14 protein-coding genes, 1 pseudogene and 1 other annotated feature are annotated in these 21,001 nt (G+C 45.2%); of the genes and pseudogenes, 5 read left to right on the top strand and 10 right to left on the bottom strand.

Features of this window, described 5'->3' with window-relative positions; translation table 11 throughout:
• Positions 1–151: 151 nt before the first annotated feature.
• The 3 genes from ACLUWI_RS07975 to ACLUWI_RS07965 all read left to right on the top strand — a co-directional run bounded on the left by ACLUWI_RS07975 (position 152) and on the right by ACLUWI_RS07965 (position 2,710).
• The gene (locus ACLUWI_RS07975; RefSeq protein WP_412146872.1) at positions 152–1,291 is read left to right on the top strand and encodes an ATP-binding protein; all 1,140 of its coding nucleotides are present in this window, start codon (positions 152–154) and stop codon (positions 1,289–1,291) included.
• Positions 1,292–1,618 (top strand): hypothetical protein, encoded by a 327-nt coding sequence (locus tag ACLUWI_RS07970; RefSeq protein ID WP_412146871.1) that lies wholly within the window; start codon positions 1,292–1,294, stop codon positions 1,616–1,618. It begins immediately after the preceding gene.
• Between the two features lie 267 nt (positions 1,619–1,885).
• On the top strand, positions 1,886–2,710 hold the full coding sequence (locus ACLUWI_RS07965; RefSeq protein WP_412146870.1) for a putative hydro-lyase: 825 nt from the start codon (positions 1,886–1,888) through the stop codon (positions 2,708–2,710).
• 99 nt (positions 2,711–2,809) lie between these two features.
• Here ACLUWI_RS07965 and ACLUWI_RS07960 read toward each other — a convergent pair whose 3' ends face one another.
• Together ACLUWI_RS07960 and ACLUWI_RS07955 are read right to left on the bottom strand one after the other, a co-directional pair.
• Positions 2,810–5,770, bottom strand: a complete 2,961-nt coding sequence (locus ACLUWI_RS07960) for a DEAD/DEAH box helicase (RefSeq protein WP_412146869.1) — start codon at positions 5,768–5,770, stop codon at positions 2,810–2,812.
• Between the two features lie 2 nt (positions 5,771–5,772).
• Positions 5,773–6,189 (bottom strand): (deoxy)nucleoside triphosphate pyrophosphohydrolase, encoded by a 417-nt coding sequence (locus ACLUWI_RS07955; RefSeq protein ID WP_412146868.1) that lies wholly within the window; start codon positions 6,187–6,189, stop codon positions 5,773–5,775.
• A gap of 505 nt (positions 6,190–6,694) precedes the next feature.
• Between ACLUWI_RS07955 and nhaC the strand changes: the two genes are divergently transcribed.
• A complete protein-coding gene (nhaC, locus tag ACLUWI_RS07950) occupies positions 6,695–8,080 on the top strand; it encodes a Na+/H+ antiporter NhaC (RefSeq protein WP_412146867.1) in 1,386 nt (461 codons plus the stop codon).
• Positions 8,081–9,308: 1,228 nt separating this feature from the next.
• Here the strand turns inward: nhaC and asnA are convergent.
• The 8 genes from asnA to ACLUWI_RS07910 all read right to left on the bottom strand — a co-directional run bounded on the left by asnA (position 9,309) and on the right by ACLUWI_RS07910 (position 19,255).
• Positions 9,309–10,319, bottom strand: a complete 1,011-nt coding sequence (gene asnA / locus ACLUWI_RS07945) for an aspartate--ammonia ligase (protein WP_412146866.1) — start codon at positions 10,317–10,319, stop codon at positions 9,309–9,311.
• Between the two features lie 63 nt (positions 10,320–10,382).
• Positions 10,383–10,634: a binding site (T-box leader), on the bottom strand.
• A gap of 94 nt (positions 10,635–10,728) precedes the next feature.
• The gene (locus ACLUWI_RS07940; protein WP_412146865.1) at positions 10,729–10,941 is read right to left on the bottom strand and encodes a hypothetical protein; all 213 of its coding nucleotides are present in this window, start codon (positions 10,939–10,941) and stop codon (positions 10,729–10,731) included.
• Between the two features lie 42 nt (positions 10,942–10,983).
• The gene (secA2, locus tag ACLUWI_RS07935; RefSeq protein WP_412146864.1) at positions 10,984–13,362 is read right to left on the bottom strand and encodes an accessory Sec system translocase SecA2; all 2,379 of its coding nucleotides are present in this window, start codon (positions 13,360–13,362) and stop codon (positions 10,984–10,986) included.
• Positions 13,359–14,240, bottom strand: a complete 882-nt coding sequence (gene asp3, locus ACLUWI_RS07930; RefSeq protein WP_412146863.1) for an accessory Sec system protein Asp3 — start codon at positions 14,238–14,240, stop codon at positions 13,359–13,361. Before asp3 ends, secA2 begins: the two co-directional genes overlap by 4 nt.
• Before the next feature lie 4 nt (positions 14,241–14,244).
• A complete protein-coding gene (gene asp2 / locus ACLUWI_RS07925) occupies positions 14,245–15,732 on the bottom strand; it encodes an accessory Sec system protein Asp2 (RefSeq protein ID WP_412146862.1) in 1,488 nt (495 codons plus the stop codon).
• Positions 15,713–17,287 (bottom strand): accessory Sec system protein Asp1, encoded by a 1,575-nt coding sequence (gene asp1 / locus ACLUWI_RS07920; RefSeq protein ID WP_412146861.1) that lies wholly within the window; start codon positions 17,285–17,287, stop codon positions 15,713–15,715. The genes asp2 and asp1 overlap by 20 nt, the downstream gene beginning before the upstream one ends.
• Complete coding sequence (locus tag ACLUWI_RS07915) at positions 17,284–18,507, bottom strand: hypothetical protein (RefSeq protein WP_412146860.1); 1,224 nt, start codon at positions 18,505–18,507, stop codon at positions 17,284–17,286. The genes asp1 and ACLUWI_RS07915 overlap by 4 nt, the downstream gene beginning before the upstream one ends.
• 25 nt (positions 18,508–18,532) lie before the next feature.
• Entirely contained in the window at positions 18,533–19,255 is a 723-nt protein-coding gene (locus ACLUWI_RS07910; RefSeq protein ID WP_412146859.1) for a hypothetical protein, read from the bottom strand.
• A 31-nt stretch (positions 19,256–19,286) separates the two neighbouring features.
• Here ACLUWI_RS07910 and ACLUWI_RS07905 point away from each other — a divergent pair.
• Positions 19,287–21,001: pseudogene (locus tag ACLUWI_RS07905) on the top strand (hypothetical protein); the annotation flags it as partial.

Raw genomic sequence — 21,001 nt, 5'->3', positions numbered from 1 at the left:
CACACTAATATTTTCTTACCATAATATTATATCACCGTGTATGGATCCGTTTTCATCTAATCACTCAACTAAGAATCAAAAAATAATAACAATATTTTTGTAACAATTTAAGCCCTTCTTATTTATAATTAGAATATTATAATGATTGGGGATGAATGCATTGAACGAGCTGACAAACAGACACCTGCTGATTGTTGGACAAACCGGCAGCGGCAAAACGACCTCGACTTTAACCTTGCTGGATCAATTACAGAGCAGCAGCCAAGCCAACATCGTCCTGGACCCTACCGGTGAATACGTGCAGCTGCCAAACGCCATCGTTTACCGCTTGGGTGAGAACGCTTATCTGGAGCCCGGCGAATTTTCAGCTACACAACTGGTGGAGGCGTTAGGACTGCAATTCAATGAACAGCTAATTGCCGCGGTCACTTCAGCGATTAATGATTTGCGGATTCAAAATAATCTGCTTAATCATCCCGGCTGCTATCAGCGCATCGATCAGCCAGTTGCCGACCACCAGCAGGCACTGGCCAAGCTTGGACGTTGGTCAAAATCGTATGCCGTTCAACTGCTGCCCGACCAATTAATTGAAGAACTGGTAATTCCATATGCTGATCAGCGGGCCAACTATCATTTGCTTGGTCAAGAATATAATCGTCAATTGATTGCATCCGTCTGGCCAAAAATCATTCAATTTAGAGAAATATTGGCTAGTCCGGCAATCCGCGAACTATTTGGCACCATTCATCAGCCCCAAAAGGTTAAAACTGAGCTTAATTTCGTACTGCAGATGTTTTTAGATCAGCGCAGTGCTCATAAAACTCTGGTAATTGATCTTTCTGCGCTTAAAACGCTTGCGATTGGTCAACAGGCTGTCATCTCACTTTTAATGAAACGGATTCTGGAGCACCGTCTGCAGCATGAAGCGGCTTTTTCCGTCAATATTATAATTGATGAGGCCCACCGCTATCTCCCAGCTAATGAGACCAAGCTGGCTGAAAACGGGATCTTTCAAGTGCTGCGTGAAGGTCGCAAGGTTGGGCTCAACGTGATCTTAACCACGCAATCACCTTTGGACCTGCCAGCTAAACTGCGCTCTCAGTTTCCTAATCTGCTGGTTCATCATCTGGCCAGCCCCGAAGAAGTCGGCAGTCTTAACCTGGATTCGCAACTGACTGCCACTGTCAGCGGACTGGGAATCGGGCAAGCCATCGTCTGCTTATTGAATCAGTCACCACGCGTAATTGACGTCCCATTGCCCAGCTGGCTAAACAACAAGGAGGATTTTTAAATGTGCCTGTTCATCATTTTGATGGTTTTATTTTTAATTGCCGCAGGAATCGTAATGGCGATGGCTACGACTTTCATGTGGGCCATTATCTTTGCCATCATCTGTGGAATCTTAGTCTATAGCATGCTGGCCTGGCTGTTTCGTTGGTATCGCAGCGCGGCCATGGTTGATCATCCTTCCAGTCGCTCGGCTCTGCTATACACGATCGTCATCATCCTGATTTTGATTGGAATCGTTAAATGGCATGACCATCATACCGATCATCGCTTCGACTATGCGCGGCCACAGAGCATGCAGATTGTATCTTCGACCATCAAAAAGTCTTAGATTAAAAAGAGTCGGTGTTAAACATCGATTCTTTTTTGATATCGCAAATCCATTCGGTGCAACGATGCCACCCAACTATATTTGTCAAATCTTGTTTTATTCCTTAACCATATCTACGATCAAAACCAACATGAATTAGCTTTTAAGGGTTGAGTACTTAATTTAGTCAGTTTACCGACTAGGCGGGTTTGCAAATGATGAGTCAGCGGCTATCATTTAATGTAAATTTAACTTTCACATTTATTTATAATCTAAGAGGTGAAAAGCATGGCCGCCTTTGATATTCAACCCTATATCCGACAAGCGCCCACCCAGGTTCGACAAAAGATTCGCACAGGCATCATTGACTTTCCTACTGCTAGCATGGCAGCGGGGTATGCACAGGCTAATCTGGTAATCTTGCCGCAAATGTATGCGCATGACTTTCGCGAATGGATTCGGCAAAATCCGCAAGCCTGTCCATTGTTGGAAACCGTCAAACAAACGCCCCTGACCAAGACGATCGCGCGGCACGCCAATATATGTACGGATATACCGCGTTACCGTCTCTATGAAAATGGCCATTTTACTAAAGAGGTTACTGATGCTACTCAGTATTGGCAAGCGGATATGGTTGGCTTTCTGATTGGCTGCTCGTTTTCATTTGAAGAAGCCCTGCTCAAAGCCGGCATTGAGATTCGTCATTTAACCGAAAAGCACAACGTTCCCATGTACAAAACCAGCGTAATGACCAATCCGGTTGGCCGCTTTAAAGGTCCGTTGGTGGTTTCCATGCGGCCAATGTCGCCGGCTAAGGCTCGGCTGGCTAAAAAAATTACGGCCCAGATGCCTAACGTTCATGGGGCGCCGATTCAAATTGGCGATCCAGCTGCGATTGGAATCTCTGACCTTGATCACCCCGACTATGGCGATGCTGACACGATCAAGCCAGGCGAAGTGCCGGTCTTTTGGCCATGCGGCGTTACTCCGCAGGCGGCCATTGAAAACGCCAGGCTGCCTTTGGTAATCACTCACGCGCCAGGGCATATGTTTATTACCGATATCAAGAATGCCGATCTCAACGACTACCTTAACTCGCATCAGCCAAAATAGCCCAAAACAGCGGATTGACATCAAATTAAACGTCAACAGCTTACCAAATCAAAAATGCACTGTCGCAAAAGTTCGTGCCAGTGCATTTTTAGATTAAAATTAGTCAATCAACGAGTGATAGCGCGTATAAGGAACCGGCTGATCAAGCTCCAGATTCATCGAAACGATTGGCTTGCCATCATGCTGCTCTTGACGGGCTGATCCCGGCAGGTAGTGACACGTCCCTAAATAATAAAAGGTCTTGTCGTCGTCAGCATCAGATTTTTTGACAAAGAGCGACAGCCGCCGCTGACCATCCATAAACTTCTTGACATCCGGACTGTCCAGACGTCGCTTGCCCTTAGAAAAATAGTGCATGACATGATCATTTAAAAATTGATCCTCATACTGAATTGAACGGCTGATATTTTTGGCCTTATGATAGGTAACAAAAATCACGCCATCATGCTCATTAAAAAAGTAGCCACCGATATTTTGCGCGGTCGTGTTGACTACGTTGTTGACCAGGCGCATGACGTCTTTGCGCGTATACTTTTCTCCCAGCGTAAATGGTTGATCCGCTTGGTAGCGCTTGGCCCGTAAAAGCCCAGTCTGGATGCCGTCTTGCCAGAGCCGGCTGAACCACTTATTGCTGCTTAACGAATCACGAAGCTTGTCATTTAGCTGATAGGTCCGCGCCTGTTCATTAAAAATGGCGATTGGCCGACCACCGTAATCGGCACGGGATGGCGCGGCTTTTTTGTTATAAAAAGTTAGGTCTAAAACGCGCCGCATCGAAGCCAGCGTTGCTCCATCAACCAGACAACCGGCATCGTTTAGCTGCTGCTTGAGTTCTTTTTCCGTAACCGTTGCCTGATTCAACAAATCATCCAATAAGATCAGTTCATGGCGCCGCTTGCCATTTAACAGTTCCGCGGCCAAAAAAGTCAATAGGCGATTTTCATAGTCATTGATCTCAACAGGTTCTTTTTCGCCAATCAAAAACTGCGCGTAATTCTTCTTTTTGTTGGCCAAAATCTCAGGATCAATTGAATCAGCAGCCATAAAGTCAGCCAATAGCGGCACGCGTCCTACTCGCTGCTTCATATTTTGGTAAACCATCCGCAACTTGCGCATGTCATCCAGCTTAACCTGGCGCAGCGACTGGTAGATCCGCTCCTTAGCAATCTCATCAAACGCAATCGTTGACAGCCCAATCGTCGGCTCAATCTCAACGGTTTCCCGCGCGCTGTCTTTGGAATACGAGGCATCCCCCGTCAAGGCAATTGGGATCATGTAGCTGTTCTTGTAGTTGCCGATAAAATCCAACACCTCAACATAGTCTTTGTTTTGGGCTTTGCGCAGGCCCCGACCGAGCTGCTGAACGTAGACGATGCTGGAATTGGTGCTGCGCAGAAAAACCACTTGATTGATACATGGAATATCAATCCCTTCATTGAACAGATCGACTGTCACAATATATTCGATTGCACCATCTTCCAGTTCCTTGACCACCTGCTGCCGAACGCTCATTGAATCCGCGCCGGCCAGTGCCTTAGCTGGATGATGCTGTCTGGTTAGTTCGGCAGCCAGCTGGTTGGCTTCTTGCACCGTCGCACAAAAGATCAGCCCATGCAGCTTGGGACCAGAATAGCCATAGTATTCCGTCTGCTGCAGAATATAGTGTACGCGCTCCGTACTGGTCAGATGCTCAATGGCTTGAACTTCTTTTTTATGATGGCTGGCGGCATTTTGATAGCTGGCAATTGTTTCATTGACCTTGGCATCGGCAAACTGATAGTCGCTGATGCCGACATAATGAAACGGACATAGCATATCAGCTTCAAGAGCCTGCTGCAGTCTGATCTCATAAGCAACATGATAGTCGAACAGCTCAAAAATGCTGAAATCGTCATTCCGCTCTGGAGTCGCCGTCATCCCTAAATAAAATTTAGGCTTAAAATACTGCATGATTTTTTGATATGAGCTAGCCCCGGCATGATGAACCTCATCAACCAGGATGTAGTCAAATTCAGTTGGCGAAAATGCTTTTAAATGCGTATCATCTTGTAAGGTCTGCACTGTAGCAAATAAATACTTGGCATCTTTTTCATGTACGTTTCCCGTATACAGGCCATAATTTTCCTTAGGACCGCCAATCACTTTTTGAAAACTATGGGCTGATTTGCGCAAAATTTCTTCTCGATGGGCTAAAAACAGCATCCGTCTTGGCTTGGCATTGCGAACATCAAACGCCCCCAGATAGGTTTTCCCCGTTCCCGTTGCTGAAATCACCAAGCCCCGATCATGCCCCGCCTGCCGCAGCTGCGCAATCTGTGCCAAGGCGTCTTTTTGCATCTGATTAGGCTCAATTAGTTCACCATCAATTACCGGTTGGCCGTTTTTAACCATTTTGGCAACCGCATGGCCCACTTGATGATTCTTTTGATAAATCAGCTGATATTGCGCAATCCACTGACTGGTTAACGGCTGAGCCTGCTGCCATTCATTCTCAATGTTTTCACTGACTTGCCGCGTAATATCACCATTGTTCAGTGAGTTGACCTGCAGACTCCATTCATAGTTGCGCATCAAGGCATTTTCCGTCAGATTGGCACTGCCAATAATGATCGTTTGATAGCCATCATGCTGAAAAATATAGCCTTTTTGATGGAATCCATCGACCTTGGCAATTTTAACCGTCAAACCTGGAATCTTCAGCAGCTCATTAAAAGCTTTGGGTTGATTGAAGTACAGGTAGTCAGAAGTCAACAGCCGACCTTGCACGCCATGACTAGCCAACTGTTTAAAGATTGGCTTTAAGCATGAAATCATTGCATCCGTTACAAAAGCCACCGCGAAAATATAACTGCGGCAAGTCTGCAATTCGTGACGCAGCTGATTCCAGATCTGGTTGCCCGCTTGATTGGTCAGCAGCTTAGGGCCGAGATCGCCAACCGTGGCAAATTCATCTTGATCAACATAACCATTCAATAATGAGCCATGAATCTCTTCTACCAGCTGATCATTATCGCCTTTCTGCAAGCGTTCTAAAATCTTACCGTAGTCAACGCCGGTCATTGTTAAAACGCCGCCTTTCTCAGATCAGCCTGGGCAATGGCTTTGGCAATCGGCAAGTCTGCATCGGCCCAGTGCAGCTGCATCAGCTCTGCCTGATCGCACCATTTAACCTGACTATGAGCAATCAGATCAAAATGATGCGTGTCCAGTTTGGCGTAATAAACCGTCAGATGAATCTCGCCAAAATCATATTGTTTGATGGTGGTTGGCGCAGCTTGGCGTCCAACTTCGATCTGATCATTGAATTCTTCTCTTAACTCACGCTTTAAAGCCGTTTGGGGATCCTCGCCCGGTTCAATCTTACCCCCAGGAAACTCCCATAACGCGCCTAGAATGCGATCATCACTACGCTTGCTTGCTAAAATCTGGTGCTGCTCATTTAAAATGGCAGCTCCCACAACATATATTTTTTTGGTCATATTTGCTAATTCCTTTTTGCATAGATTAATTTAATTATAAAGCGCGCTAATAATTGGATCCAGCGACTTTTTAATCTTCATCGTGAAAGCGTTTTGATTAAAATAAAATTAAAAAACCATCAGAATTTTGCTTGCCATTCATTTTTTTAAGTGATATATTAATGCCAATGAAATTTACGAGTGGTCGTCAAGTAGAGCTGCACCTCAGCGTTCAGAAAACCGGTGGTCGATGCGAACCGGACAGGGTGTCTGTTACGAAATACCCGACAAAATAAGCCCGTACGGATTGGGCCGGTACCGTTAGCAACTGGCAAGAGTGAAAAGCTGTTATTAACTCTTTTCAGTTGGGTGGTACCACGTTTAGGCGTCCCGATTAGATTTAATCTAGTCGGAGCGCCTTTTTTATTTGCTCGAGGGGGAGAAAATTATGAAACGATATTATCGTCATTATCTGCAATCCAAATGCCGTTAAACAAATTAGCTTAAAAACATGAGGTGTCGATATATGACTAAAAAAATTGACTTTAAAGAATCTGTTGCAATCCTATTGATCATGTTGGTTATCTTGGGCAGTGGCGTAATTGGCTTCGGTCTTTCGCCACAGGTACCGGTTTTGACCGTGATTGCATTTCTGGTCTTCTGGCTGGCCTTGCGCCACGTATCTTGGGATAACATTATGACCGGAATTACCAAAGGGATCTCCACTGCCATCATTCCCATCTTTATCTTTATTTTGATTGGGACTTTGATTGCCGTTTGGATTCAAGCCGGAATTATTCCTTCACTGATGGTCCTGGGCTTTCATTTAATCAGTGCCCGTTTCTTCGTGCCATCGGTCTTCATTGTCTGCTCGCTGGTTGGTCTGGCCATTGGCTCTGGCTTCACCACCGTCTCAACCGTAGGAATCGCCCTGTTTGGGATGGGATCAACCTTGGGCGTTAACCCAGCTTTAACGGCGGGGGCCATTATCTCCGGTGCCGTTTTTGGTGATAAGATGTCGCCGCTTTCGGATTCGACCAACTTGGCATCGGCTGTTGCTGAAGACGACTTATTTGATCACATTAACAATATGATGTGGTCCACCATCCCAGCTTTCGTAGTTTCCTTAATCGTCTTTTTCTTCTTGGGTCAAAGCAATAAGGGAACGTCGCTTGCCAGCATTGCTTCAGTAAGTTCGACGCTGACTAAGCATTTTGCCGTTTCCTGGTGGGCGGCACTGCCAATTATTTTAATGTTTATCTGTGCCTGGAAAAAACTGCCAGCCATCCCCACCCTGTTTTTAAATATTATCGTTTCTACCGTGATGATTTTTATCAACAATCCGTCGTTGGGAATCGCTAAATTTGCCACGTTGATTGAAAGCGGCTTTGTTTCCAAAACCGGCAACAAAGCTGTTGATGCACTGCTGACGCGGGGCGGCATCTCCAGCATGATGGGAACCGTTTCTTTAATCATCATGACCCTGGCACTGGGTGGGATTCTGATGCATATGGGAATCATTGAAAGTGCCATGAAGCCTTTAGTGGCTAAATTAAACAAGCCAGGTCGTCTGATTACGGCAACGATCTTTGCGGGAATCGGCGTCAACCTATTCGTCGGCGAGCAGTACCTTTCCGTTATCCTGCCTGGGAATGCCTTCAAGCCGGCCTTTAAGCGCATTGGTCTTTCCCCGTTGGCATTGAGTCGAACGCTGGAAGACGGCGGGAGCGTAATCAACTACCTGATTCCTTGGGGTGTGGCCGGTTCATTCGTCGCTTCTGCCTTGGGTGTTCCAGTATTGGAATTCTTGCCATTCACCTTGTTTAGTCTGTTGTCGCCACTCTTCTCAATCTTGAGCGGTTTTTCAGGTGTTGGTCTTAAATGGCAGCCTGGTCACGAACCAAAAGCATAATAAATATGAAGAAACCTGCCGAGTTGACGATCAGCTCGGCAGGTTTTTATTGGTTTGCCACGTTAACGAAAAGCCGGGCTAAAAGCAGTTTTATCAGCTGCTACAATTGGACACGCTAATTATTATGAAGCACATCCAACTGGTAACGCTGACATTATCCCAAGACTTGCGGAAATCCGATCCACGCCTGTTTTTACCAACAATCTTAAACCGTTGATGTAAATTCTAACCATTTTGATGACATCCATATCGTGATTGACTGCTCGCTGCCTCCAAAGGCTAAAGCAGATCATACCAACTCGGCAATTTCACTCGCAGCATTTGACAGGTAAAATCCTGTTTCATGACGCATTATGAGTATCATTAGCCGCTCATCATTATTACTAGGCGAACAACCATAAGACAATGAGCTGCTCGTCAGTTTGTGAAGAAAATCAGGTTTAACAAGCTACCAGCCTAGAGACTACCTACTATTCCTCGGTTTTTGGCAGAAAGTAGGTAAATGTATATTCGGATGGCCCAACTTTACCTACTATTGATACCTTTTGCCAAAATAGTAGGTAAAGATGCATATTTTGGAATTGATTGGCTCAGACCGACTTTGTGAATTACCTACTATTGCGCTTTTTTCATCAAATAGTAGGTAATGTTAAGAATTCCTAACTCGATATACATTAATTTTTACCTACTATACAGCGATTTTTTGAAAATAGTAGGTAATGGGATTTTTTCATATGTATTATGCAGGATTTTTTGAATAATACGTGGTGATCACCATTCTTTGTCAGTCACGAACCGTTTAACATTAATTATGAAGGGCTTGCAATGACCCAATCTTTATAATCAAAAAAACTGCCTCTGATTTTGGAAGGCAGGTTTTGAATTTCACCATCTCTGATTAAGTCAATCATTAGCAACAAGCATCCTTTAAATAAAGGTACCAGGTTCTGCAATAGCAAAAACCGAGACACAGTCGGGATCATCCCTTCTGTATCTCGGTTTTACGGTTTCGCCATTTAACAAATTAATGATTGGTATCTATATTGCAAATTAGCTCAGTTCTGTTCTGCTGACTCTGAGAAAGTGATACTGAGGTTAGGAAGTTCGTCCGCAAATAAGTACTGATCCAATCAGAATACAGATGCAGCCATCATCAATCTGCTGCCCACAATGCCAAACCGCTTGTTGATAGCAGTTGAAAAACTAAGTTCAGCACAACACCGATTGATTACAGCAGTTGAATGCCAGCTTTTTCACACTTTTCGCGCATGTCTTCTGGCCAGATGCTTGCCTGAACCTCGCCAACGTGTGCCTTACCCAACAGCAGCATGCACAGCCGCGACTGACCAATCCCACCACCAATCGTGTATGGTAATTCATGATTCAGCAGCATCTTGTGGAACGGTAATTCAGCACGGGCTTCCTCGCCAGCTTCTTTCAGCTGGTAGCGCATTGCGTCTTCATCGACCCGAATCCCCATGCTAGAGACTTCCAGCTTGCAGTCCAATGGTTCGTACCAGAAGATAATATCGCCGTTCAAAGACCAGTCATCGTAGTCAGGTGCGCGGCCATCATGAGGCTTGCCGGAACGACGCAGCTTGTCACCGATCTTCATCACAAAGACGCAACCGAGCTCCTTAGCAATCTGATCTTCGCGTTCCATTGGCGTCAGATCTGGCCAGCGATCCTCCAATTCCTGCGTGGTAACGAAGTGGATCTCGTCTGGCAGATGATGAACGGCTTGCGGGAACTTGTACCAAACTTCATGTTCCATATGCTTGATAACCTTAAAGATTTTACGGACCGTAGCCTTCAAGGTTTCTTCAGTCCGTTCTTCTTTGGCGATCACCTTTTCCCAGTCCCATTGGTCAACGTAGATGGAGTGGAAGTTATCCAGATCTTCATCTTTGCGGATAGCGTTCATGTTGGTGTAAAGACCTTCATGCATCCCAAAGCCGTACTTCTTTAAAGCATAGCGTTTCCACTTAGCCAGCGAATGCACGACTTCAATCGTTTCGCCTGGCAGTTCCTTCATGGTGAATGAAACTGGCTGTTCAACCCCGTTTAAGTTGTCGTTCAAACCAGTTTTCTTTTCGACGAACATTGGCGCACTCATCCGCTGCAGGTTCAATTCACGACCAATCTCATCTTGGAAGGTTTCACGAATGTAGCGAATAGCGGCTTCGGTCTCACGGACTGACAGCTTTGGATCGTAGTGTTCTGGAATAATCAGACTCATAATAAAAATCTCCTTGAAACTTAGACTTGAGGGCAAAATAAAAAGCCTTTTGTCCCCGTAGTTTCATGGGACGAAAGGCTTTATTCCGCGGTGCCACCCAAGTTGTCCAGAGATATCCAGACCGCTTTGTTCAGAGCACAAACATGCTCCATCGACTGTAACGTGTCGAAAACGTCTGAGCCTACTTTGGACGCATCCATTTGGGTCAGCAACGCGGGGAAGTGTTTTTCGCTGTCTCAGGGTCGGCCAAGTTCCCATTATCCTCGGCTCACTTTACGAATGAAAACAGCTACTCGTCTTTCTCATGGTTTTTCAAAACTGTTTGATTGGTTTTTATTTTAATCCATTCTTAGTTTTTTTCAAGTATTTTTTTAATTTTTTAGTGATTTTGATTAAATTTGGCTGTCGCCTACTTCCAAAACATCAAGATAATCATCAGTAAAACGGCAATAATCACGACCAGATTCATTAAAAATTTTGGCAAGCTTGAATGATGGTGACCTCTTTCATAAGCCTTTGCCTGTTCCTCTTGAATCTTTTTGAGCCGCTTGCTGGCATGCTGCTCGACGACATTGTCAAGTGAATCGTCGGACCCATGGTGATTGATTCTGCGTGTTGCCATCAAAAATCAGCTCCCTAATCATTTCAATTTTCAGATGATAGTCTAAACAAAATATACAACAACCTCACCATTTTCATTCAAGGCCACCGTACTCAACAACAGATTACGAATTGCTTCTTGAGTAACCGCATCAATCATCTGCTTGAAACGATCATATGCCTTTTCATGATACACCGCCATTGGATTGCGCTGCAATAGCGTCCACGGTTGAACCAACGTTTTCAGATAGCCGAGATAGGCCACCTGATCAACCCAGCAGTCATCCATTGCCTTAAGCAGTGCAGAACGATAAAATTGTTCAATCTGTTTGGGATCATCAATTGAATCTTCAATCTGATCTAAAATCTCATTGGTCCGCTGCATCAGATAATCTTTGACTATGGCTATATCCCGATAGTTCAAATCAGCAGGAATCTGAGCATCATCATAGGTTATCCAGCGGTTGACCATTGCTTTTAGATGACCATAATCCCAGTTTGACCGAGTGTTTAAAATCACATCAAAACCGTGTTCCATCCAATTCAGCGCGGTCTTGCGATAATCATCAGCGTTCATGATGCCCTCGCGAATCTCATAAAAAGCCATTCGCTCCAATCGCATGCTGTTCTCATAGCTGTACATTCGCGCACGGGTCTGGCGCTGACTGACCATGACCTTATCGCGTAAAAGCAGCAAAGACAGCAAAATACGAGGGTTGTGCAGACGCTGTGGCCTGGTCTGCGGGTTAAAATGCTTGATATGACGCCGATAGTATTTACGAATTGCCGGACTGCTGTTTTGTGAGACAAAGTTATCTTCTAAAGAAATGAAAAACCAGCTGTCGCCAGGATCTCCTTGGCGGCCAGCCCGTCCCTGCAATTGTTCAGCAACGCGCGGATCAAGCATTTCGGTGCCAATGACGGCTAGACCGCCCAATTCGGCAACGCCCCGGCCTAGTTTGATATCAGTTCCGCGCCCGGCCATGTTGGTTGAAACGGTAACTGCATTTCTGCGCCCAGCATTTTTTATAATCGTGGCTTCATTGGCCTCGTTGCGCGCATTCAGAATGTTATGTGGAATTCCGCGATTTAACAAGATCTCAGAAACGATTTCAGAGTTTTCAACCGATCCGGCAATCAAAAGAATCGGTCGTCCTTGATGATGCATTTTTTCGGCCAGTTTGATTGCTTCAATCAATTTTTCGCTGGTCGTAAGGTAGACACGCGGCTGATGGTCTTTACGGATGTTTTTGCGATGCCGTGGAATCTGGACGACTTTCATCTTATAGACGTCAATAAACTCGGCAGCGGCAATGCGAGCCGTGCCTGTCATTCCAGCAACGTTGTTAAACAGCCGAAACAGACCTTGATAGGTAATCGAAGCAACGGCCTGCCGATTTTCTGATATCTTGACGCCCTCTTTTTGTTCAACGGCCTGCTGAATCCCTGTGTTGACCTTCATTCCGCGCATTAAGCGACCATTCGCCTCGTCCAGCAAGACGACCTCACCATCCTCGACCATGTAGTCATGCCCTCGCTGTTGGACAAAATGGGCCTGCAGAGCCAAACTGATGTGCCGATATAGTTCACGATGCTGCTCATTGAACAAATCGTCAATTCTAAACCATCGCTGAGCTTTTAAAACCCCCTGATGCGTCAGCCAAGCTGATTTATGATTTCGACTGCGACGATAATCAACATCTGGATCCAGGCTGCGAACAAATTCATCAGTCAAGCGATAAAGATTCGACTGCAACTCTGGCTTGCTAGCAACCACCATCGGCGAATTAGCTCCGTCCAAAAATACCGCATCGACCTCATCAACAATTGCGTAGTTGTATGGCCGTAGATACTGATCTTCGGGTCGTGAAGCCAGATTATTGAACAGATAGTCAAACGCCAGCGTGCTGCCAGTAGTGTACAAAACATCGGCTTGGTACCATTTTCGCTTGTCGGCGACGGTTGCTTGATTGCCAGTTTCGTCATTAGGGTCAAAACCCAGGCTACAGGTCAATCCTAGCCATTTATACAGCACGCTCAATTCTTTTTGATCGCGCTGAGCCAGATAGCGACTGGGCGTCACCAAAATTGCTCCTTTGCCAGTTAAGCCATTTAGATAAAGAGGCAGTGCCGCGGTCAGCGTCTTGCCTTCCCCAGTCTTCATTTCAGCAATCCAGCCATGATGAAGAACGATGGCCCCAATCACCTGCACGTCATAAGGATACATCCCCAAGACGCGCTTGGCTGCCTCACGCGCGGTCGCAAACGCCAGTGGCAGCAGACTATTTAAGGATTTGCCATCTCTGAGCATTTTACGCAGCCGTGGCGTCTGGGCTTGCAGCTCTTGATCGCTCATTTTCCGCATCGTTGGCGCTAATGCGTTCACTTTGGCCAGAATATGCCTGGCTCGCTGCAGTTCAAATGAAAATGCCGTCGTTCTCACCTCTTCAATTCATCTTTGATCTGATCCAGCGTCTGTTGAATGGGGACTAATTCTAAATGCTTAAAGAAATGCCCTTCGCTGCCGGACATTTCATAATTGCTCAAACGATAATCCGTCAGCATGACATCGGCGTCAATCAGCCACCCACGCCAATATGGACTTTGTTTAACCAATTTGCGCACGACTGGATTTAACCGGTGAGCCGTACTGATAAAGTTGATTCGCCGCTCTTTAAGATTCTCAAAATAGTTCAGTAATTCATTATCAACCTGATCGATTTCCTGCCAGGCTACCATCATTAATGCAAGATTTGCTACATCACGCATTTTTTCAACTTCTTCACTGGGAATCATTGCTGTTCTAAGCGAACGTAGCAGCATAATATTCATTGGTTGTTTAGGATCTATTTTTTTGGAGGCGGCAAATAACAAATTACCGACCTGTTCAGTAGCGGCCGGTGTTAATTCCAATCGCCAAAAGGTAATCGACCGACAGCCACCATTGATCAGCTGCACTTCATAACGTGTCGCCGCGTACGGATAGGTGAAGTTGAGCTGATAGCCATCGGTGATTTTCTGATCAATAATCTCACCTTGAATATCATAAAAAATGATCCGCAGCATTACTGAATCAGCCGGCTTGGCAAGATACTTGGCCTTGATCCGATACTTAACGCCACCACGCAAAAGTGGCAGTTGGGGTACGAAACGGCTGGCTTGATAATTAACCGCTGAATACCAGGAAATCATTGCTCGTCCTGGCGACATCCATTCGTTTTCAAAATGGATCACCTGATTTTCATAGGCATCGATTCGCGAGCCATAGCGATATGTCGTATCATTTTGCGGCAGCCAGTAGATGTAGTTGATAATCTGCATTTGATCACCTCCCAAAGTCATGCTGCAGAACTTGACGATAGCGCATCAAGAACCATTGCAGCATTCCCGCACTGTCATCATTGTGACGTCCAGGCAGGCTATAGCTGTTCAAACGATTGGCCCGGCTCAGCAAATGACGGCTTAGATCAGCAAAAGCCGTGGCATCATAATCATCATTTTCCATATAGGCAATACTAAAATTAGTTTGACCTAGGTTTTGTTGATCCATCAACCGCAGCAGCATGTCATCAGTTACCTTCTGCCCTTGCGTCGCAATCGCTCGTTCAATATCAAAGGCCGTTTCAAACTCATCGGGACGTGTCAAGCGACCACGCGTGGCAATCGAATCCAGATGAACCAATGGCTTGGCAACGATAACCTCGTGGACACCCATTAAGGCTCCGAACTTAAGCGCGCCAAAAGTACCCATCGAAATTCCGGATAAGATTAATTGTTGACGCGTAAAGCCAAGTTTTTGCAGATACTGATCAATTACGTTAGGGATGGCTTGACTGAAAAATTCTCCGGTATAAAACTGGCCACCTTCCAGTCTAGAATCCGTAATCAACAGATAAGGCACATTCAGGCGGCGCATCATGAAATACCCCTCGAAACTTTTTTTAGAATGGTAACCAGCAAAGTACACGCATAGTGGTGGCTTCAAATCACCAGGATTAAAGTAATAGGCCACTTCTTCTCTGGTCTTAGGATCAACCAGGCTGTGCCCGCCATTCAAATACGTTCCCATCCCATAGCGAGTCCAACGATATTCGACGTTGCCCAGCTTTAATCTGCCATAGCCACGCGTAAAAATCGTCATCGTAATATACTGATGACCGTTGGAAATCTTAGTATCAATGATCTGCGGATTTTTCAACTGTTCTTCGTTAAATTCAAAAACCCGCCGTTCTTCGCCATAAACAACGGCAAAATGGTACCTCAGCTCAACGCCATCTTCTTTTTCAAACTGTGGCCAAACTTCCAATTGTCGTCCTGGATCAACATAAATGTTCTTACGGGAACTGGCAAGCGGTTGCCAATCTGGCGTGTGAATCTGTAGCTCAATGCGCGATGAATCCTCATAATGAATCACATCGCGAAATCTGGTATCAAACATCAGAGCCGCGGTTGTCATACTGATCCCCTGCTGGCCCACAAAATAATAATGCTCAATGTGGTTGATGAATTCTTGAATGGGCATGGTTAGCTTACGAGCAGCCATTTTTCTAAGAAAGAGCGTTAAATCGTGGTCTTTAACCTTCAGCTCTGGTGCCCAAACAACGTTGTACGGATCGGTACGCTCTTGTAAAAGCTGCCAGTCAGCTGGTACCAAAGTTATTGGCTCAGAAATAATTATCAGCTGCAGTCGGACTTTAGGATCTTCTAAAAAACTTAGATCGTTAAAATGCCAGTTCAAAGCAGCCGGAATCTGATAAGCCGTCTGCCAATTATTTTTTCCAAGCTGCAAAACGTTAAGGTTCAAAGCGTGCACACCTCTTCCAAAGCCATTGCCAATGATGCAGGATTCGCTTTTCCGAATAGTTATTAATCTGTTGAACGGCATCAACCCGCGCTCGGTTCCAATTTTCCATATTGCTCAAATAAAAGTTTAATGCCAAGCTCAGATCAGCAACGTCAACTAAGACTAAGCCATTTTCATGGTCTCTTACCAAATCGGTTCGAACTAGATTGATCTGTGGCAAGCCCACGCTGATTGAAGCCATTTGAACGTACGAATCAGGATTATCGCCCAGATCAACCACCACCCGAACTTGATCCAACAGCTGCAGCAGATCAGTCGTCTGCACGATTCGTTTGGTATAAATTGGCAAAAAATGCCAGTTTAACTGTTTTTCTATTCTTGGATCACGGTCTTCATCAAGCAGATCTGGATTTTGCGACAGCTGTTCAGTTTCCGGATCAATCAAAAGCCGTGGATGTTCTTGAACAATTTCTTGCGCGATTTGACGGACCCGATTCAACAATTGCTCATCATAGGCCACAATCTGCAACCGTTCGTTATTCTGATTAAAATCAACCAATTCCAAGATCTGAGTCAGACCTCTTCTTAATACCGGCATTTTGGTTTGGTCACTGATAAACAGTAAAATCGTTTGTGTACTATATTCATCACTATGACCAAGACTAAACTGCGAGGCAAATGTTGGCAGCAGATTGGTTTCGATTTGATCGCCAATAATTTTATGGACATGACGATCCGAGATTTCAGAGTCCGTGACAATCGTTAAATCATCACGCCCAACCATTGATTTCAAAAATCGATCATCGGCATGCCATTGACTGGCCTGAATAATCGTTTTGAACCCCTTAAACTGTTTTAAATCAATCGTTTGCTGATCATCAGCCGTTAAGACAATCTGGTCACCATCTTTATCGAGCTGCTTTTGCATCAAATTAGCAATTGCCTCATTAATCAAATCATGACGACTAGTATAATTCGACTGCGCAAAATCAGCCTGATAGCGTGGATTGATGTGGCAACGACCCGTCTTGGCATCTTCAATCATTCGCCATTCACCATGTAGATTGAAGAAAATCGTCTTTTCCAGTTGCCCTTGCCGATTAAACATCTTGATACTGGAGACAAATCCCCGCGTGTCCATAATAACGTCTTCTTGGTGATAGCCATCCTGCCAGCGTTCAATCCGTAAAATCTGACCAATATTATTGAATAAAAGTCGGGCAATATGCTTATCATCACAAAAGGCATTCACACTAAACGGTCCGTATTCAAAATACGTTCCGCGTGGCCAGTTAAAGTCTGAGATATCCACAATTCGGTTATTATCATGCAAGTCAGTATCTTGAATCCAATCAAAAGCGGCCAGCGTGTCAGTCGGTGCAATCCCTTCTGTATTCATCTGGGTAATCAATTGCGGCTTGTAATCGCCAATAATGACGCCATACGCTTCATCAACGTGATTCATAATTCGCATGTTGCCGATCGCATCATCAAAGGTTATCGTATGGCTACTGTAGGCCCAATCGCTAACGTCACGATGCCAAGCTGGAACAAAATATTTCATACGCTTTTAAGGATCCTTTCTTTAAGTTTTTGATAACGCTTTGGAATCGACAGTTCATTTAACAGCTCGACCAAAGATTCCATAAACAGTACCATCATCACGATTGAAATCGGCAAAGCGTATAAGGGCCGCCAAATTTGCTTGGCCAACAAGCTGCCAGCAATCTGCAGGCCAACCAGCAATGACAAGATCAAGGCACTAAAAAAGTTAAACAGTACCAAGCGCCACCTAATAAAATGCCGTGTTGGCCGGCCAATTTCCACGCCCAATAGATAGTTGCCACTATGGCGCATCCCTTTGGCTAATTGACGTGGACTGAGCATGACAAACGCGAAGAAATAGTCAATCAAAAACGTCATCACGATCGCAAAGCCAATCTGGAATTTAGGATTGGTCCAAAAAGCAGGGGTTTTAAACAATGATGCTATTAAAGAAGGAATTACCAAAAAAGACATCCCCAACATAAACGTCATCATTGTCCCCAAATTAAACCCAATTGGAAAAATTGCTGGTTCAATCTGGCTTGGCAATGAAATTTGAATCTGCTTGGTTTCATAATGAGCCGCATGAAAGATGATCGTCAGCCAGGCAATCAGCAGGCTACCGACGATTAAGCCAGTCAGCAGCCAAACACCGTGTTGCATTTTTAACAGCTGTCGGCAAGGTAAAATTAACCGGTTCATATTAGAATGCAACATGTTGCCGACGATTAAAACCACCATACCGCCAATCCCGTAAATCGTAGTCACATTACCCAGCCATTGGACGAACATTGCCCCGGCTGTCAACGTTATGGTAATCATCAAGACCTTTAATTGATGATCACTACCAGTCACGAGGCGAAAGCCGTTAGCGATAATGGCGGCTTCAATTAAAGCAAACAGCAGTGACAGAATGTTTTGCAGATACATTAATTGCCGCTGCGATATTTCTTCAACAATTGACCATTTCATCATCACTAATAGCTGGATGATCATCATCGCTGCCATATATGGACTAAAGCCTAGTGAAAACAGCGACAGATCTGGTAAGTTGGCCCCAGTCAGAATACTAATCATGCCCATATGATAGTGATGAATCATTGTCTGGTATTCAGCGGTTGCTTTAATCAATGGAACCGGAATCTGATTGCCTAATGAATAGACGATGATTGTCATAACCGTAAACAGCGCTTTTTTTATGAATCCTGTTGTCGAAACATCTATGTTTTTTCTTTGCAATTCTCTTCCCTACTTCCTATGCCGATTATTGACGCTTACCAAAACCCAGCATCGTTCTTAAGTTATTTAAAAGTCCCGAATTACGCTGCTGACTTTGACTTGATGTCACACTGGAAGAAAGCGAAGCATTTGCGTTGGATAGTGGCTGAGTCCGTACTTCATCTATTGAATCAGTAACTGCCAGCGTTTCCGCCGCCGACCGCTGAACGGCAGCAGCGTCTGCATTTGAGTTACTGCCCACATCCAGATTGCTCTTTGATGCTGAAAGCAGACTATTAAGCGAAGTTGAGTTGCTAATGGCGTTGGATGAACTATTGGATCGTGAAGCAAACAGGCTTTCATAAAGGGCTTGACTCGCATTGGTTGAAGCCGCCATGCTTAGCGAATTTGAAACACTCATTGATTCCAAATTACTCTTGGAAGCAGAAAGCAGACTGTTAAGCGAGGTTGAGTTGCTGATGGCATTAGATGAACTGTTTGAACGGGAAGCAAACAGACTTTCATAGATTGCCTGACTTTGCGAAGCCGACTGCATCATACTTAGCGAGGCTGCCGTAGACACGCTCTGTGAATTCTGAATTGAGCTGGACATACTGTTAGTGTTAGCTGAAGTTGATGCGGCTGTCATCGATACAACAGCTAAGCGCGTCATAACTCGATTCTGAGCCGTGGTGTTGGTCATTGCCGCTGCAGCATTGGCAGAAACACTGGCGGATGTTGACTGACTGGCTGAGTTTGCAACTGTCACAGTTGAGATCGATGCGCTGACAGAATTAGCAATGCTCGTTGACCGAGAAACGCTCGTCGATTCGGCAGCTGAGGTACTGGTTGACCCTGATGCACTGGTCGAAGTTGAGCTACTTATTGAAGCAGCTTCGGATTCGCTTGTTGAGTTCGCCACAGATGTTGATGTCGAGGCAGACTCTGCAGCTGAAGTACTGGTTGAGCCAGAAACCACTGTTGATGTGGATGCAGACGTACTCGTTGACTCCACATTTGACGTTGAGGTGGAGTTCGAGCTACTTGTTGAGTTGGCTACCGATGTTGATGTCGAGACAGAGTTTGAACTGCTGATTGAAACAGATTCTTCACTTTCACTCAGCGATGCGCTATTTGCCTTCGAAGTTTCAATCGAGATTGATTCTAATTCGGATGCTTTAATTGAGGCGCTTGTTGATTCGGAGGCTGCTTCACTCGCACGCAATGATTCGCTAGCTGCTTTTGAAGTAGTTTCGGATTCTGAAACACTAACTGACTTAGCCACACTAGCTGATTCCGATGCTGCTTTTGAAGTTGATTCGGATTCAGAAACACTAGTTGCCTGCGATGCTTCAACTGACTTACTCGTTGATGCAATTTCGCTTTCCTTCACTGATTTGCTGGTTACTTCTGATGCCGATTCACTTTCACTCAGCGACTTGCTAGTAGCCTTTGAAGTTTCAATCGAGGTTGATTCGGACTCAGAGACCTTAATTGACGCACTCGTGGATTCAGAGGCTGCCTCACTCGCACGTAATGATTCACTTTCTGATTCAGATGTCGATTCGGATTCGCTGACAGATTCGGAGTCACTTGTCGAAGTCGATTCACTTGCTGACTCGGATGTCGATTCTGATTCACTTTCGCTGGCTGATTCTGACTCGGATTCACTGACAGATTCAGATTCACTCATCGAAGTCGATTCACTTGCACTCAACGATTCACTTGCTGACTCAGATGCCGATTCAGATTCACTTTCGCTAGCTGATTCTGATTCCGACTCGGATTCGCTGACAGATTCAGAGTCACTCGTCGAAGTTGATTCACTTGCTGACTCGGATGTCGATTCTGATTCACTTTCGCTGGCTGATTCTGACTCGGATTCACTGACAGATTCAGATTCACTCGTCGAAGTCGATTCACTTGCACTCAATGATTCACTTGCTGACTCAGATGCCGATTCAGATTCACTTTCGCTAGCTGATTCTGATTCCGACTCACTGACAGATTCGGAGTCACTCATCGAAGTCGACTCACTTGCACTCAATGATTCACTTTCTGACTCAGATGTCGATTCAGATTCACTGGCTGATTCTGATTCCGACTCGCTGACAGATTCAGAATCACTTGTCGAAGTCGATTCACTTGCACTCAATGATTCACTTTCTGACTCAGATGCCGATTCAGATTCACTTTCGCTAGCTGATTCTGATTCCGACTCGCTGACAGATTCGGAGTCACTCGTCGAAGTCGATTCACTTGCACTCAATGATTCGCTTTCTGACTCAGATGCCGATTCACTTGCACTCAATGATTCACTTTCTGACTCAGATGCCGATTCAGATTCACTTTCGCTGACTGATTCTGATTCCGACTCGGATTCACTTTCGCTGACTGATTCTGATTCCGACTCGGATTCACTGACAGATTCAGAATCACTTGTCGAAGTCGATTCACTTGCACTCAATGATTCGCTGGCTGATTCGGACTCGGATTCACTGACAGATTCAGAATC

This window comes from Limosilactobacillus mucosae (assembly GCF_046939755.1).
Lineage (GTDB): Bacteria > Bacillota > Bacilli > Lactobacillales > Lactobacillaceae > Limosilactobacillus > Limosilactobacillus mucosae_A.
Note: the sequence above shows the minus strand (reverse complement) of the source record. Positions and strands in the feature narration are given on the sequence as shown.

What these genes read in the sequence shown, in the direction of transcription:
- ACLUWI_RS07960 (WP_412146869.1), bottom strand. Translation starts at nt 5,770, where the DNA reads ATGACCGGCGTTGACTACGGTAAGATTTTAGAACGCTTGCAGAAAGGC.
- ACLUWI_RS07955 (WP_412146868.1), bottom strand. Translation starts at nt 6,189, where the DNA reads ATGACCAAAAAAATATATGTTGTGGGAGCTGCCATTTTAAATGAGCAG.
- asnA (WP_412146866.1), bottom strand. Translation starts at nt 10,319, where the DNA reads ATGAGTCTGATTATTCCAGAACACTACGATCCAAAGCTGTCAGTCCGT.
- ACLUWI_RS07940 (WP_412146865.1), bottom strand. Translation starts at nt 10,941, where the DNA reads ATGGCAACACGCAGAATCAATCACCATGGGTCCGACGATTCACTTGAC.
- asp1 (WP_412146861.1), bottom strand. Translation starts at nt 17,287, where the DNA reads ATGAAATATTTTGTTCCAGCTTGGCATCGTGACGTTAGCGATTGGGCC.
- ACLUWI_RS07970 (WP_412146871.1), top strand. Translation starts at nt 1,292, where the DNA reads ATGTGCCTGTTCATCATTTTGATGGTTTTATTTTTAATTGCCGCAGGA.
- ACLUWI_RS07965 (WP_412146870.1), top strand. Translation starts at nt 1,886, where the DNA reads ATGGCCGCCTTTGATATTCAACCCTATATCCGACAAGCGCCCACCCAG.
- asp3 (WP_412146863.1), bottom strand. Translation starts at nt 14,240, where the DNA reads ATGCAGATTATCAACTACATCTACTGGCTGCCGCAAAATGATACGACA.
- nhaC (WP_412146867.1), top strand. Translation starts at nt 6,695, where the DNA reads ATGACTAAAAAAATTGACTTTAAAGAATCTGTTGCAATCCTATTGATC.
- ACLUWI_RS07975 (WP_412146872.1), top strand. Translation starts at nt 152, where the DNA reads ATGAATGCATTGAACGAGCTGACAAACAGACACCTGCTGATTGTTGGA.